Source organism: Neobittarella massiliensis (ex Bilen et al. 2018), from assembly GCF_900289145.1.
In the GTDB taxonomy this organism is placed as follows: Bacteria; Bacillota; Clostridia; order Oscillospirales; family Ruminococcaceae; genus Neobittarella; species Neobittarella massiliensis.
In genome coordinates, this window is the sequence record NZ_OKQO01000009.1 from 134,158 (window position 1) to 147,837 (window position 13,680).

A 13,680-nucleotide genomic window follows, 5' to 3' on the forward strand; every position below is an offset into this window, starting at 1 on the left:
GGTTGCGGAGCAAAACAGATTTTTACCGTCTGTTCTTTGAACAGCTCGCCCGAAAGGGCTTTGATGTAAAGCGGTCCCAATCTTCGGATTATATTGCGGACATCTACTATAAAAATCAGCTTGTGGCCTACTTCTCCAAGGCGGATACGGTGATCCAGAACCCGTTTGTCACTGTGAAGGATAAGGTCATGCGGCTTATCAACGATACCGCCCAGAACACAGCGGTCAAGGTGGGCATCTGTCGTGACTGCCCCTACACGGACGCCAACGAAAAGCTGCCCAACGGTTCCTACAAGCTGGCGGAATACAACGGCGTGACTTTGGCCTGCAAGGAACATCACCTGTTCGGCTATGTGTTCTCCACCTACCGCACAGCCCCGGATTCCGGGGAAATACTGGCGCGTCAGGTCTTTTACAACAAAGAGTTTGCCGGTCAGGATTTTGCCAAGCGCAGCGGCCTGGTGGACGAAAAGGCCCTGTTCAGCGAGGAAGAGCTGCGGGTCCTTCACGCCGGACTGGTCAAAATGAGCATACTCGATCAGGATGTTTCCAATGACGCCCGTGAATCTGTGGAGCGGATTCTTGACAAAATCGAGGAAATCATGCCGGAGCTGCGGGAGGCCGACATGGACTTTGATTTTGATATGGAATTTGGGCTGAATGATGAAATGGAGATGGGAGGATAGCCTATGATGAACAGCAAGCGGAATCAGACCATCGCTATCGCCCGGTTTCTCATGTATAAGCACAGCCTGAACCAGCAGCTTGACGGCATGACAGACGAGGAATATCTGGCCGACCCTATCGGGCTGGATGTGGGCAGCTATGTAAAGGATTTGATGTGGTACTGCCCGGAAAATGTGGTGGATCAGGTCATGGAGCATCAGGACGCGCTTTTGAGGCGGCTGGGGACGGACTATCTCTCTGTGATTGCGTTTATGCCCTATGAGGAAGATGGAGGTGTGAGGTATGCGTGACGGGCGCCCCAATCCCGATATATGGGGGAACATCATCACCTGCGGCGAGATCGCCGTGGGTATCTATGAAATTGTCGGAAGCAAAAAGCGGGGGCTTGAGATACCCAAGGCCGTTGCGGAGGAAATCCTGCCGGAGTCCGTCATGGAGCAAGCCACGCAGGACGGCGAGGCCCTGTGCTTTACCGACCCGGTTTCCAATGCCATTGTTGCCGACGCCCTGCTGGAGCAGGAGCTTGTGACCGACCCGAAGGCCGCAGCACGATTGGAGGCCATCCGGCAGCTTGATGATGTGTCCTATGACACCGGCTTTGAGCCGCCCATCAGCGATGTAGAGCTGGATGGGCTGGACCTGGAAAGGTAGGAGGATTCCATGAAAATCCTGGATTTTGATTTGGAGGGCAACCACTTCATCATTGAAGCGGATGTATCGCCACACCAAAAGGCGGATGATGAGATGGAGTGCCAGTGGCTCCAGTATGACTTTGAGAACGCGCAGGTTTATAAAGAAACAGACGGCATTGTTTCTCCGTTCCAAATTACAGCCGTCGCCTGGGCGGGTTATCAAGTGACTGCCGATCACGCGCTAAACGATGTGATCGGCAGGATTTCCCGCAACGAGACGGGCACGCTGACCGTACACTATGTCTGCCCGGAACTCCAAGCGTTTTTTGACGAACTCAAAAAATATCCGGCAATCAATGGGGAACGGACGGTTCCATATTTCATTTTTCACAGTGGTGATATGGCAAGACTGGCGTATGCAACCAATGAGTTTCTGTATTACGAGGACAGTAACGGTATGCCGCTGATGTTCCGCACGGATGACGGCACACTTGTTTCTGATAATGAATTTGCCGATATGGGCCTTTATGAATCCGAGGAAAATGTTGAGAACGGCACAGAACAGATTTTGCCGTTCACAGATTACTGCTCCGATGAGGAAAGCGCCTGTGATCTGGAGGACGAGGAGGATATGGAACTTTGATTGGACTGAATTGGGAAAGGCAGGTGATAAATTGCGGCTGGTTTATATCTCATCCCCCCTGCGCGGGGATGTGGAGCGGAATATCCAAAGAGCAAGGGACTACTGCGCGTATGCGGCATCCTGCGGGGTGATCCCTCTGGCGCCCCACACGATCTTCACGCAATATCTGGATGATGAACAACCGGAGCAGCGGGAACAGGGGTTGGCAATGGGCCGCGACCTTATGTGGCGCTGCGATGACCTCTGGGTAGTGGGCAACACCATTTCTTCCGGGATGCGGGAAGAAATTGAACTTGCAAAGAAGCTCTATATGCCCATTTTCTATGTGCCGGAAGAACAGGTGCAGGAAAAGGTCAAAATCCGTCAGCAGGACCGACTCCTGGGAGTGGATGACTGCATAGCGGGCAGCGACCAGAGCAGCTATGAGGGGCAGATTCTTGTCCTAAAACCGGAGGCTTACGGGAACAGCATGGATTTGACCGCAGACGATTCCCTGTGGTATGCCCGTGACGGGTTTGGCTGCACTTATGGGGCCAGAGGGCAGGCAGTCTATGCGGAAAACCTGCTGGATAGGCGGTACATTCACTGGGAGCGAAAGGACTTCTACGGAATTGTAAAGCCGGAAAGTCTGGCAGCATGGATCGCGGACAAGCCGATCCGCAGTGAGGCGGCGGAAGCTGTGCTGGAGGCCGCCGTACAGAGCCTTGCCCTTGAGTTGGAGGATGGGGAGGGATTGGAGCCATGAGGACCAAAGGAAAGCTGCTAATCTGCGGGCTGATTTTTGTGTCCGGCGCGGTCTTGAATCTCTTTTTCTCCACCGCTGTTCATGGGCTGCTGACAAGGAAGATCACCCGGCTGTCCCTCCTTCCCATCGGGGACTGCCTTGCCAGCCTGTTCTCCAACCGTCAGCACATGACGCTGTACCTCTGCCTGCAAGGGTTTGTGTGCGTGCTGGCCGTGATGTTCTTTCTCACCAATATGCGGCCCTATGAATCCGACCTGAACACCATCACGCCGGAGATCAAGACCCCCAAGGCGGTGGGCCAGTATCAGCACGGCTCGGCCCGCTGGATGAGCGACGCGGAAAAGGAAAAAGCCTTTGACAGCTTTATCCTGGACCCGAATGACTCGGCCATGCGGGAACTGTTGAAAACCGGCTATGATGGGCTGGATTTTATGAAAAAGTGAGGTGTTTGTTTGAAATTGAATCTGTATCCCAAGGTGATTCCCAAGGATACACCGCCTCCCCCGCTGACGAAAGGCGGCGTGGTGGTGGGCATGAAAAAGGAGGGCGGCAAAGAAAAAATCTATTTTGTGGGGGATGACTGTCACCTGCTCTGCGTGGGCGCCACCCGTTCCGGCAAGTCCCGCTGCCTGGTGCTGGAGAGCATCTGCCTTCTGGGGCTTGCCGGGGAGTCCATCTTCTGTTCGGACCCAAAGGCCGAGCTATTCCACTACACCTCTGAATTTCTAAAAAAACTGGGATATGAGGTGCTGGTGCTGGACTTCAAGAACCCGGCCAAGAGTATGCGTTACAATCTGCTTCAGCCGGTTATCGACGCCATCAACGAGGGCGACACAGACCGGGCGGAAATGCTGGCCTGGGATCTGACCAACAATCTGGTGGGCAAGCCGGAGGGCGAGAAAATCTGGACCAACGGCGAGTGTTCCATCATCGCCGCCGCCATCCTCTGCGTGGTGTGCGATAACCAGAAGCGGCCGGAGTTTCAGAATATGACGAATGTGTATTGGTTCATTTCCGAGATGTGCCGCACCATTGGGAACAAAATGCCCCTGCTGGAGTATCTGAAAAAGCAATCGCCAACGCACCCGGCGCGGGCGCTGCTCTCCATCTCCGATGTGGCTCCGTCCCGCACCAGAGGCAGCTTTTACACCTCCGCCCTCACCACCCTGCGGCTGTTTACCTCGAAATCCATTTATTCGATTACCCATGCCAGTGATTTTACCCTTACGGATTTGGGGCGCAAAAAGCAGGCGCTCTTTGTGATCCTGCCGGATGAGAAAACCACCTTTTACCCGATTGCCTCTCTCATTGTGTCCCAGCAATATGAGCTTTTGGCGGAGGCGGCGGACAAGCGGGGCGGGCGGCTGGAACGGCGGGTGAATTTCCTGCTGGATGAGTTCGGGAATTTCACCCCCATCAGCGATATGACGAACAAGCTCACCGTTGCGGCCGGACGCGGGATGCGCTATGCCCTCTATGTGCAGGGGTTCGACCAGCTCAAGGAAAAGTACAGCGACAATATCGCCAACACCATCAAGGGTAACTGCCAAATCTGGGCCTACCTGCAAAGCGACGACCCGGAAACCCTGCGGGAAATGTCGGACAAGCTGGGCAGCTACACCACATCCAGCTACCAGCTCTCGGCCAGCAACGGGCGGTTCACAACGCCGTCCAGCTCCCAGAGCGTCAGCCTGACGGAGCGCAAGCTGCTCAATACGGATGAGGTCCGGCGCGTTAAGCGGCCCTATCAGATCATCACCAGCCGGGACCATCCGGCCATGATGTACGCCCCAGACCTTTCCAAATGGCTATTCAATCAAATGCTGGGCATGGGCGACATGGAGCATAACCGGAAGCTGCGGGAGGAGCGGGAAAACAAACGGCCCATTATCACCGATACAAAACAGGAGATCGCATTGTGGAATATCTGGGTCTACTATCAAAAGGACATCATGCGCCGCCTCGCCCAGCAGAAAAACTCAGGGGGCGGCGCTTCTGATGATGATTAAATTTCAGGAGGTTTCGATGAAAGAAAAAGTGAAACAGACGATGGGCAGGCTGCGTAAGTCTGTCCGGGCGGCAGGTGTCGGTCTTTCCACACTTGCCGCCTCTTTTTTCATGTCCGCACCGGCTTATGCGGCCGGTGTGGAGGACAGCCAGATCGTGACGGGCACCGAGCAGTTGATTGGCGACCTGACCACCTGGCTCATGGTCCTGGCCCCGGTAGTGTCCGGCCTGCTTATCATCTACTTCTGCATCCGGCGCGGCATGGCCGACGAAATGGATCAAAAGAAGTGGAACAACCGCATTGTGGTGGCGGTGGTGTCCTGCATCGGCGCCGTTCTGGGTTCCGCCACTCTGAACCTGATCCTCGGCTACTATCAGTAAGCCGGGGCTTTTTTCGTAGTACAGGCGATTCCCACGCCTTACTAAATAAATCACTTCATCAATAGGAGGAAAAAATTATGGCTAACTTTATCCGCAACACTCAGGTTAAGGCTATGACTTCCATCTGGGCGGCCAAGCAGAAGGCCCGTGAACTGACTGACCGCACGAAGGAGGCACTGGTAAACCGTGAGGGGCAGGGCACCCTTGATGTGGCGATCACGGTGCTGATCTCCATTGTCCTGGGCGCCCTGATCCTGGCGGGCCTCTACCTCATTGTGGACAGCACCGTGCTGCCGACCATTACCCAGCGCATCAAGGATATGTTCGATTACGCGGGCTGATGTTTGGCGGAACCGGCGGGGCGTTATGCCCCGCCGCACTTTTTATCAAGGAGGTTTTCTATGGAGTTCAGAGCGGAGATCAAACGGACGCTGACCGGCCCAGACAAGCTGCGGGCGGTGTGCAGCGTCATCCTGGACGATTGCTTTCTGGTGAAGAATGTCCGGGTGGTGGAGGGTGAAAAAGGGATGTTCGTGTCCCTGCCCAGCCGTAGGAATGTAAGAGGCGAATGGACGGAACAGTGCTTCCCCATGACGAAGGAGCTGCGGGAGAAGCTGTCCGCCGTGGTGCTGGCTGAATATGAGCGGACGCTGGCGGAGGACGGCGGCGGGACGCCTGCCGCCTGATCCGCCCCGTTTTCCATTCATACGACAAGGGGGCGGCCCCGGCCGCCCCCGGAAAGGAGGTGGCCGCTGGTTGGAATATATTCTGGTTCTGCTGATCGTCGCCCTGCTTAACGGAGCCATCGCCTACATTGACGGGCTGATGGAGGGCATTGTGCCGCTGACCCTGTACGCGGAGCAGTATATGTCCACATTGGCCGGTGTTGATCTGTTTGAAGCCCTGTTTGATATTGTGTTTGGCTTTGGCGTGTCGCTTATCATTCTGAAATTTCTCAAAAAGGGCTTTGAAACCTATGTGCTGTGGTCCGATGGCGACGCGGATGAAGAACCGATTGCCCTGCTGACGAACTTTTTCAAGGCGATGGCCGTGGCGGTCTGTTTTCCCACCATGTACGGCTGGCTTGCGGGAATTGTGGAGGAAATGAGCGACAAGATGCTGGAGGCTATCGGCCTTGCCACCGCTTACGATTGGGCGGGCTGGGTGTCTGGTATCTCCACGCTCGGCCTCGTGACCGCCATCTTTGGGCTGGTGTTCGTCATCGTGTACTTTATCCTCTACTTCCAGTTCCTTATGCGGGGACTGGAGATTTTGATTTTGCGGGTGGGGATGCCCCTGGCCTGTGTGGGCCTGATCGACAACGACAAGGGCGTATTCAAGCCCTACATGAGCAAGTTCTTTCAATCGGCCCTCTCGGTGATTATCCAGATCGCCCTCGCCAAGCTGGGCGTAGGGCTGATGATGAATATGCACATCTTCTGGGGCGTGGCCTGCATGATTCTGGCCGTGCGGACACCGAAGTTCCTTCAGGAGTTCATCGTTACGACTGGCGGCGGCGGTGGCGGGGCCATCGTCAACAACGCATACCATTCCGTGCGTCTGGTGCAGATGGTCAAGGGCATGGGAAAGTGAGGTGACGGCGGATGGTAACAATGGACGATCTTTCAAAGGCCATCATCCTGCTGGTGCGCGTGGGTGCCGTGGCAAGGTTTATCTACTGCATGGTGTGGCTGGCGGCCGCCGAGGAACAGGCGGCGCAGTACAAAAAACGCGCCCGCAACACCGTGATTTTCTATGTGATCGCGGAATCCATCTGGCAGATCAAAGACCTGATTTTATATTACTACTCGTAGGAGGTGCGAATGGACGAGGATTTGAAGCTGTATATCCCTCTGGGCGTGAAGCCGGAGGCGGAGCTGTTCACAGGCTTTGGGAAAAAGCAGCTCTTTCAGGCGTTGATTGGTTCCCTGGTGATGGGCGGTGTGGCCGCCCTGGTCTGGCTATTCACCGCCAATGTGACTACCACCGTAGTCCTGGCGCTGGCCGGTATCTTTGGCTCGGTGATGATGACCACCAAGGACCAGAGCAATTTGTCCGTGGTGGACCAGGTGCAGAATTTGGCCCGGTTCCTGCGCGGACAGAAAATCTACCCGTACCGCTACGGGGACGAATGGGGGCTTGAATAATGTACGCAACCATTCCCGTTTACTATCCGTCGCTGGAAGAAGCCAGCCGCAGGAATGAGGCGGCTCTTTGGTGCGACAGCTACAATATCAACATGGACTGCCGGAATTTCATTCAGGATAAGGCCATGACCGCCATGAACAGCCGGGAATTGGATTCCTTCATTGGAGAGCTGGTGCGCTTTTACGGTGTGGAGCGGGCAATCTATGTCCTCTCCCGCACCATCCAGTTTTCCGATTGGGATTCCCGTTTCGATCAGACGGTGCTTGACCGGGCCGGACAGACCGATTTCCCAGACGCCCGGACGCCGAGGGATGAAAACCATGTTGACCCAACCACCCGGTATGTCACGGAGATTGATCCGTGTGCTGTAAACGCCATCTTTATGAAGCTGATGGAATTGGAGGAAGAACAGGAAGCGACCACTCAAATGGAGAACGACGGACAGAAAGATCTTGATGAGGATATGGCGTTGGAACTGTGAGGCTACCGATGGCGCAGATGACATTCCTTGACTTCTTTTCCGGCATCGGCGGTTTCCGCAAGGGCTTTGAGCTGTAAGGGATGCGCTGTGTGGGGCATTGTGAGATCGACAAGTATGCCGACCGCGATTACTGAATCATTTGTAATGCGCAGGAGGCATTGGAACAGGGGGAATCAAAATGATGTTTCAAAAGGGATGGAACCCGTGGCCCCTGATAATCGGGATGGCGGTTGGACTGACCTGCATCCTTCTTTATTTCGGGCTGTATGCCTGACCGCAGGAGGTGGTTTAACTGGAACAAGCAAAACTGAAAGAGAAACTGGACGAAGAAATCCGTCGGGCGGCCAGACCACTGGAGGAACTGGCGCCCAACGATCCCTATTTTACGCGGATTCAGGGGATGCTTGCCATGAAAAGAGAATTGGAGAACATTCCCCTGAGTGATACGCAGCGGGATATGCTTCTGACGATGGAGAATGTGCTGGAACAGGCGTGGGTTTTCCGAAATACGCCCGTCCCGGACCGCTGTATGAACCCGGAGAACATCAGCGAGGTGGTCTATTACTTTCTTCAGGACAAGGGCGCCGAGTATCGGGCTGGTCTACTCTACGACCGGGCCAAGGCGGAATTTGACGCCCGCATGGAGGAAATCGCCGCTCTGCCGCCGAAAGAAATATTGGATCACGCTTATGAAAAGGTCATCAAGGAAGAATTTCTCGGAGAGTTGGAGCAAGGGCTGGATGAATGGGAAACCGACACCCTGCTGACCTATCCTCAGCCTCTTGCGGCCCTATATACGGAATGGATGGACAATGATTTTTCTTTTTGGGACAGCATCCGGGGAACGGTGGAGAAAACAGTGGAGAAACAGGCGGCGGATCTCCGCCGCTGCGCGTTCCATGTCAATGGGGAGCCGCCTGTGGAAATGAAGGACTTTTACGATCTTCATGGGGACGAACTAAACGACACTGGACTGGAGCCTGCCGGGGAGGTTGAGCGGTGACGCCGCTCATGGTCAGGGGGACGCTGTTCGGCCTTCTGCTCCTGTCCGCCGCCGTGTGGGATATGCGAACCCGGGAGATTCCAACCCTGATCCCGGCCCTGCTCCTTCTGTGCGGGCTGATCGGGTTCCGCCCCGCCGCTTCTGCGGCGGGGCTGCTTCTGGTCGGCGGCCCCTTCCTGCTGGCGGCGGGCCTGGTAAAACGGGGCGGGGTTGCCATCGGCGGCGGTGATGTGAAGCTGATGGGGGCCTGCGGATTTGTCCTGGGCGTGTGGCCGGGGCTGATACAGACAGTCCTTTCCCTCTCGCTGGCGGTGCTGACTGGGCTGGTGGAATGTCGTTTACAAAAACAACCGCTGTCTGCGGTGCGCCTGCCCTTGGCCCCCTTTTTCTGCTTCGGAGGCGTGTCCGCCTACTGGCTGACTGCTTTTGCACTTCAAATCTGAACAAGTGGAGGTATCAAATTGAACAAGAACATTTTTCGGAGCCGGACGGTCATCGGCGCGGTGTGCATCCTGCTGGCGGTTCTGGTCTGCTTTGGGATCACACCGCTTTTCAACGAGGGCCTAAAAGCCCAGACGGAGGCGGTCCGGGTAAAGGCCGAGGTGATCCCACGGGGGACATACATCACGGCAGACATGGTGGAGGTCTACACCAGAGGGGCCTCCGGCATGGAGGACAGCGTTGCCACCTCTCTGGATGAGGTGGTGGGGAGATACACCGATGTGGAACTGCGGAAAAATACAGATGTGAACACGGCGTGGCTGTCCTCGGAGCCACTGACGCAGTATGAGTATCTGACCCAACTGAACGGTTCCAAGGTAGCGATCTCCGTCACCATCCCCACCTTTGCCAAGGGCGGTTCCGGCAAGGTGGAGGCGGGCGATATTATCATGCTCTTTGCCACCGACAAGGACACCGGCGAAACCACCCAGCCCCCGGAGCTGAAATATGTGGAAGTCCTGGCCGCCACCCAGAGTTCCGGCGCGGACAAGGAATATCAGGCGCCGGTGGAAAATGAGGAAGAAGAAAACCCGGAGGAAACCCTGCCCGCCACCATCACCCTGCTGGTAAACAGCGAACAGGCCCAGCTTTTAGCTCATCTGGAGGAATCCAACAGTCTCCACCTGGCCTTTGTCTACCGGGGCGCCCGCGCCAATGCCGAAAAGTTCCTGGCGGCGCAGGACGCCTTCTTTGCCGAACCGGAGGTGGAGGCCGGTGGGGAGAGCAGTCAGCCGGAAGCCCCTGTTGACGCTGCTGACGGCGGGCAGTCCACAGAGGGCACGGAGGAACAGGAGGTGGAATCAGCGGATGGCGAATAAGCAGAAACAGATGCTTGCTGTATGGGGCAGCCCCGGCGCTGGAAAGACGGTCACGGCGGTCAAACTGGCGGCGGAGCTTGCCAAGCGGAAGAAAAATGTGGTGTTGGTGTTTACCGACCTTACCGCGCCCCCGCTTCCCGCTGTGGCGGCAGAGGGGAAGCTGCCGGAGGTGTCCGTGGGCGAACTGCTGTCCGCTCCCGGCATGACGCAGGAACAGGTGTTGAAAACCTGCGTCCCCTGTGAAAAACATCCCTATATCAGCTTTCTGGGCTACAAGGCTGGGGAAAATGTGTTTACCTACGCAGAGTACAGCAAGGAAAAGGCGGTGGATATGCTGGTTCTCCTGCGGCATATCGCAGACTATGTGATCGTGGACTGCACCAGCGTCCTGACCGGGAATGTGCTGGCGACGGCGGCGCTGGAGGTGGCGGACGATGTGCTGCGGGTATGCGGATGCGACCTGAAAGCGATTTCCTACTTTGCGTCTTATCTTCCGCTGATTGAGGACCGGAAATTCAAGCCGGAGCAGCACATCCGGGTGCTGTCCAATACCCGGCCCTATCAGGGCGGAATGGAATACGAAAACTCATTTGGCGGGGTGAAGTACCGGCTGCCCTATCTTCCCATCGTGGAGGAACAGGCGGCCACGCTGAAGCTGCTGGAACCGCTTGCCGGAAAAGAGGCAAAGAGCTATGAGCCGGTCATCGCTGCCATCGCCGCGGAGGTGTTCGGGGATGGCAAATAACATCGGCCTTTTTTTCAACACCAGCAAAAACACGCGCTCATTCGCGGAGGTGCTGGCACAGGTGCAGGAGTATCTTGCCAGCAAGTATTCTACCCTGATAACCGACAACCCGGAGGAACAGCGCCAGCAGATCACCGCCTACATCGCCAAGTATCTCAATGATTACAGCCTGGGTGTGGAAGGCATGGATCACGAGGCCCTGATTGACAAGCTCTATACGGAAATGGCCGAGTTCTCCTTCCTGACGCCTTACCTGTTTGCCTGCGATGTGGAGGAAATCAACATCAACTCCTGGAAGGACACCAAGATCACCTATGCGGATGGGCGTGTGGTCCCCTCCAAGGAGCGCTTCCAAAGCCCCCAGCACGCCGTGGATGTGGTCCGCAGGCTGCTTCATAAATCCGGGATGATCCTGGACAACAGCCAGCCGGGAGTGGTGGGCCATCTCTCCAATAAAATCCGTATTACGGTTCTGGGCAATCCGCTGACCGACAAGGACAAGGGCGTGGCGGCCTCCATCCGAATCGTAAACCCCAAAAAGCTGGGGCGGGATGATTTTGTCCGCTATGGAACGGCTACCGCCGAAATGCTGGATTTTCTGGCGGCGGTGCTGCGGTTCGGCCTGTCTATTTGCGTCACCGGCTCCACCGGCAGCGGCAAGACCACGCTGATGAGTTGGATTCTCTCCACCATTCCCAATGAAAAGAGAATTTTTACTATTGAAAATGGATGCCGGGAGTTTGATCTGGTGAAGGAGGACGCCGAAGGGAATGTCCTCAACAATGTAGTCCACACCGTCACCCGCTTTTCCGATGACCCCAAGCAGAACTACGATCAGGAGCGGCTTTTGGAGTTTGCCCTGACCTGTGACCCGGATGTGGTGTGCGTGGGCGAGATGAAGTCGGCGGAAGCGTTTGCGGCGCAGGAGGCGGCCCGCACCGGCCACGCGGTTATTACCACTACCCACGCCAATAGCTGCAAGGCCACCTACTACCGCATGGTGACGCTGTGTACTCAGAAATACGACATGGGCGACAAGACTTTGTATAACCTGGTGACGGAGGCGTTTCCCATTGTCCTCTTTGTGAAGAAGCTGGAGGACAACAGCCGCAGGGTGATGGAAATTACTGAATGTGAGATTTTGGAGGACGGTACACGGCAGCTTCACACCCTCTACCGCTACCATGTATCGGAAACCGCTGTCGAGGATGGCAAGGTCAAGGTGCATGGCGAGTTTCAAAAGGTGTCCCCGATCTCGGCAAGCCTGCAAAAGCGGCTGCTGGAGAATGGGATGCCGCCCCGCCTGCTGGAACAGATCGCCGGTGGGCGGATGAATATAGACGATGGGAAGGAGGAAACTGCTTGATTGTACTGATTCTGCTGGCCTTTGCCGGTATGCTGGCTGGTATTTTCCTGCTGCTGAATATGACGCCCTTTGAGTTTGCAGAGGACCTGACGAAATCCTTTGCCAGCCGGGAGGCGCCGATCTCCAAGAAGATCGGGCAGCTCAACCACCCCAGAGAGGCCAAGGGCATCAAAAAGACGGTGCGGGAGGCCAAGGAAATGATGCTCCTGACCGGCAGGGGCGGCAAGTTTGCCGCCCTCTGCGCCCTCTCCCTGTTCCTGGCGGCTATGGGAGCGGTGATCTGCATTGTGATTCAAAACTATCTCATGCTTCCGGTGCTGGCGGCTGGCATGGGGCTGATCCCGTTCTGGTATGTCCTGTTCACCTCCCACAGCTACAAAAAGCTGATGAACAATGAGATTGAAACCGGGCTGTCCATCATCACCAGCTCCTATCTGCGCAGCGAGAGTATCATCACCGCCGTAGAGGAAAACATCCACTACCTGAACCCGCCCGTGGCCGATGTGTTCCGGGGCTTTTTGGCCGAAACCGGCATGATAAGCGCCGATGTGAAGCAGGCCCTCTCCAACATGAAACCCAAGCTGGACAACTACATTTTTCGGGAATGGGTGGACGCCGCTATCGCCTGTCAGGATGATAAGAGCCTGAAAAGCACGCTTACCCCCATTATCGGCAAGCTGTCCGATATGCGGATCGTGGCGGCGGAACTGGACTACCTGATGTATGAGCCGTTCAAGGAGTTCATCACAATGGCCTTCCTGCTGGTGGGCAACATCCCTTTGCTCTACTTCCTGAACAAAGACTGGTACGATGTGCTGGTGAACACCGGCTTCGGCAAGGGCATCCTGGCGGTCTGCCTGCTGGTGCTGCTCATTTCCTTCGCGGCGGTTATCCGGCTGACAAAGCCGGTGGAGTACAAAAGGTAAATGGAACTATCTACTCTAAAATCAGGTGAGATATTTCCACTATTTTGAGTTTGTGGAAATGAAGGAGCCTGATATTTCCAATTCAAAGCAGATGAAACCATTTTGCGCACCTTCCCGGTGGGCGTTTTTCGTTGGAGGTGAGAATCGCGGAGATCATTCCAATCAGCTTGCGGGAGGCAAACCGCTTTATTGAAAAGCACCACCGCCACAGCGGGCGGGCGCAGGGTTGTAAATTCTGCGTGGCGCTCTCCGATGGGCAGGGGGTGATTCATGGCGTTGCTGTCGTGGGGCGGCCGATCTCCCGGTATCTGGACGATGGACGGACCGCCGAGGTGACACGGCTCTGCACGGACGGCACTTTCAATGGGTGCAGCTTCCTCTATGGCTGCTGCGCCCGAATCGCCAGAGAGATGGGATTTCGGAAGATCATCACCTACACGCTGGCGGAGGAAGGTGGGGCCAGCCTACGGGCCTCCGGTTGGTCATGTGCGCCGGGATTCCGGGGCGGCGGGAGCTGGAATGTTCCGGGCCGTCCCCGGACAGAGAGCCGGAATACCGGCCCAAAACGAATGTATTACAAGGAATTGAGGTGAAACA

21 protein-coding genes are annotated in these 13,680 nt (G+C 56.0%); all 21 read left to right on the forward strand.

Translation table 11 applies throughout. The features are described 5' to 3' along the window. The first annotated feature begins 2 nt into the window (after positions 1-2). Positions 3-686, forward strand: a complete 684-nt coding sequence (locus tag C6Y32_RS13160) for a hypothetical protein (RefSeq protein ID WP_105205722.1) — start codon at positions 3-5, stop codon at positions 684-686. Positions 687-692: 6 nt separating this feature from the next. Further along, positions 693-977, forward strand: coding sequence for a hypothetical protein (locus C6Y32_RS13165; RefSeq protein ID WP_164998285.1), 285 nt, complete (start codon positions 693-695; stop codon positions 975-977). Then, positions 970-1,338 (forward strand): hypothetical protein, encoded by a 369-nt coding sequence (locus C6Y32_RS13170; RefSeq protein WP_105205724.1) that lies wholly within the window; start codon positions 970-972, stop codon positions 1,336-1,338. The genes C6Y32_RS13165 and C6Y32_RS13170 overlap by 8 nt, the downstream gene beginning before the upstream one ends. A gap of 9 nt (positions 1,339-1,347) precedes the next feature. Continuing rightward, positions 1,348-1,962, forward strand: a complete 615-nt coding sequence (locus C6Y32_RS13175) for a hypothetical protein (RefSeq protein WP_105205725.1) — start codon at positions 1,348-1,350, stop codon at positions 1,960-1,962. Then, a complete protein-coding gene (locus C6Y32_RS13180) occupies positions 1,928-2,707 on the forward strand; it encodes a DUF7768 domain-containing protein (RefSeq protein ID WP_129589457.1) in 780 nt (259 codons plus the stop codon). The genes C6Y32_RS13175 and C6Y32_RS13180 overlap by 35 nt, the downstream gene beginning before the upstream one ends. Continuing rightward, positions 2,704-3,150, forward strand: coding sequence for a TRAG family protein (locus tag C6Y32_RS13185; RefSeq protein WP_105205727.1), 447 nt, complete (start codon positions 2,704-2,706; stop codon positions 3,148-3,150). Before C6Y32_RS13180 ends, C6Y32_RS13185 begins: the two co-directional genes overlap by 4 nt. 9 nt (positions 3,151-3,159) lie before the next feature. Further along, the gene (locus C6Y32_RS13190; protein ID WP_105205728.1) at positions 3,160-4,716 is read left to right on the forward strand and encodes a VirD4-like conjugal transfer protein, CD1115 family; all 1,557 of its coding nucleotides are present in this window, start codon (positions 3,160-3,162) and stop codon (positions 4,714-4,716) included. Positions 4,717-4,732: 16 nt separating this feature from the next. Next, entirely contained in the window at positions 4,733-5,095 is a 363-nt protein-coding gene (locus C6Y32_RS13195) for an Mbov_0395 family pilin-like conjugal transfer protein (RefSeq protein ID WP_105205729.1), read from the forward strand. 77 nt (positions 5,096-5,172) lie between these two features. Further along, positions 5,173-5,436: a DUF6133 family protein gene (locus C6Y32_RS13200; RefSeq protein WP_105205730.1), complete on the forward strand. Its 264-nt coding sequence runs from the start codon at positions 5,173-5,175 to the stop codon at positions 5,434-5,436. 60 nt (positions 5,437-5,496) lie between these two features. Continuing rightward, positions 5,497-5,781: a SpoVG family protein gene (locus C6Y32_RS13205; protein WP_105205731.1), complete on the forward strand. Its 285-nt coding sequence runs from the start codon at positions 5,497-5,499 to the stop codon at positions 5,779-5,781. A 70-nt stretch (positions 5,782-5,851) separates the two neighbouring features. Beyond that, positions 5,852-6,688: a conjugal transfer protein TrbL family protein gene (locus tag C6Y32_RS13210; RefSeq protein WP_105205732.1), complete on the forward strand. Its 837-nt coding sequence runs from the start codon at positions 5,852-5,854 to the stop codon at positions 6,686-6,688. Positions 6,689-6,708: 20 nt separating this feature from the next. Continuing rightward, the gene (locus C6Y32_RS13215; RefSeq protein WP_475600682.1) at positions 6,709-6,909 is read left to right on the forward strand and encodes a mercury transporter; all 201 of its coding nucleotides are present in this window, start codon (positions 6,709-6,711) and stop codon (positions 6,907-6,909) included. A 9-nt stretch (positions 6,910-6,918) separates the two neighbouring features. Further along, on the forward strand, positions 6,919-7,242 hold the full coding sequence (locus C6Y32_RS13220; RefSeq protein ID WP_087359732.1) for a hypothetical protein: 324 nt from the start codon (positions 6,919-6,921) through the stop codon (positions 7,240-7,242). Beyond that, complete coding sequence (locus tag C6Y32_RS13225) at positions 7,242-7,724, forward strand: DUF3849 domain-containing protein (RefSeq protein ID WP_105205734.1); 483 nt, start codon at positions 7,242-7,244, stop codon at positions 7,722-7,724. The genes C6Y32_RS13220 and C6Y32_RS13225 overlap by 1 nt, the downstream gene beginning before the upstream one ends. Before the next feature lie 409 nt (positions 7,725-8,133). Continuing rightward, positions 8,134-8,727 carry a DUF3848 domain-containing protein gene (locus C6Y32_RS13230; protein ID WP_243238604.1) on the forward strand — a complete coding sequence of 198 codons (594 nt, stop codon included), beginning with the start codon at positions 8,134-8,136 and terminating at the stop codon, positions 8,725-8,727. Then, complete coding sequence (locus C6Y32_RS13235; protein ID WP_105205736.1) at positions 8,724-9,170, forward strand: prepilin peptidase; 447 nt, start codon at positions 8,724-8,726, stop codon at positions 9,168-9,170. Before C6Y32_RS13230 ends, C6Y32_RS13235 begins: the two co-directional genes overlap by 4 nt. Positions 9,171-9,188: 18 nt before the next feature. Continuing rightward, positions 9,189-10,046 carry a Flp pilus assembly protein CpaB gene (cpaB, locus tag C6Y32_RS13240; RefSeq protein ID WP_105205737.1) on the forward strand — a complete coding sequence of 286 codons (858 nt, stop codon included), beginning with the start codon at positions 9,189-9,191 and terminating at the stop codon, positions 10,044-10,046. Next, the gene (locus tag C6Y32_RS13245) at positions 10,036-10,791 is read left to right on the forward strand and encodes an AAA family ATPase (protein ID WP_105205738.1); all 756 of its coding nucleotides are present in this window, start codon (positions 10,036-10,038) and stop codon (positions 10,789-10,791) included. Before cpaB ends, C6Y32_RS13245 begins: the two co-directional genes overlap by 11 nt. Continuing rightward, entirely contained in the window at positions 10,781-12,157 is a 1,377-nt protein-coding gene (locus C6Y32_RS13250) for an ATPase, T2SS/T4P/T4SS family (RefSeq protein ID WP_105205739.1), read from the forward strand. Before C6Y32_RS13245 ends, C6Y32_RS13250 begins: the two co-directional genes overlap by 11 nt. Then, positions 12,154-13,083 carry a type II secretion system F family protein gene (locus C6Y32_RS13255; protein WP_105205740.1) on the forward strand — a complete coding sequence of 310 codons (930 nt, stop codon included), beginning with the start codon at positions 12,154-12,156 and terminating at the stop codon, positions 13,081-13,083. The genes C6Y32_RS13250 and C6Y32_RS13255 overlap by 4 nt, the downstream gene beginning before the upstream one ends. Before the next feature lie 137 nt (positions 13,084-13,220). Continuing rightward, complete coding sequence (locus C6Y32_RS15880) at positions 13,221-13,676, forward strand: XF1762 family protein (protein WP_205125109.1); 456 nt, start codon at positions 13,221-13,223, stop codon at positions 13,674-13,676. Positions 13,677-13,680: the final 4 nt, after the last annotated feature.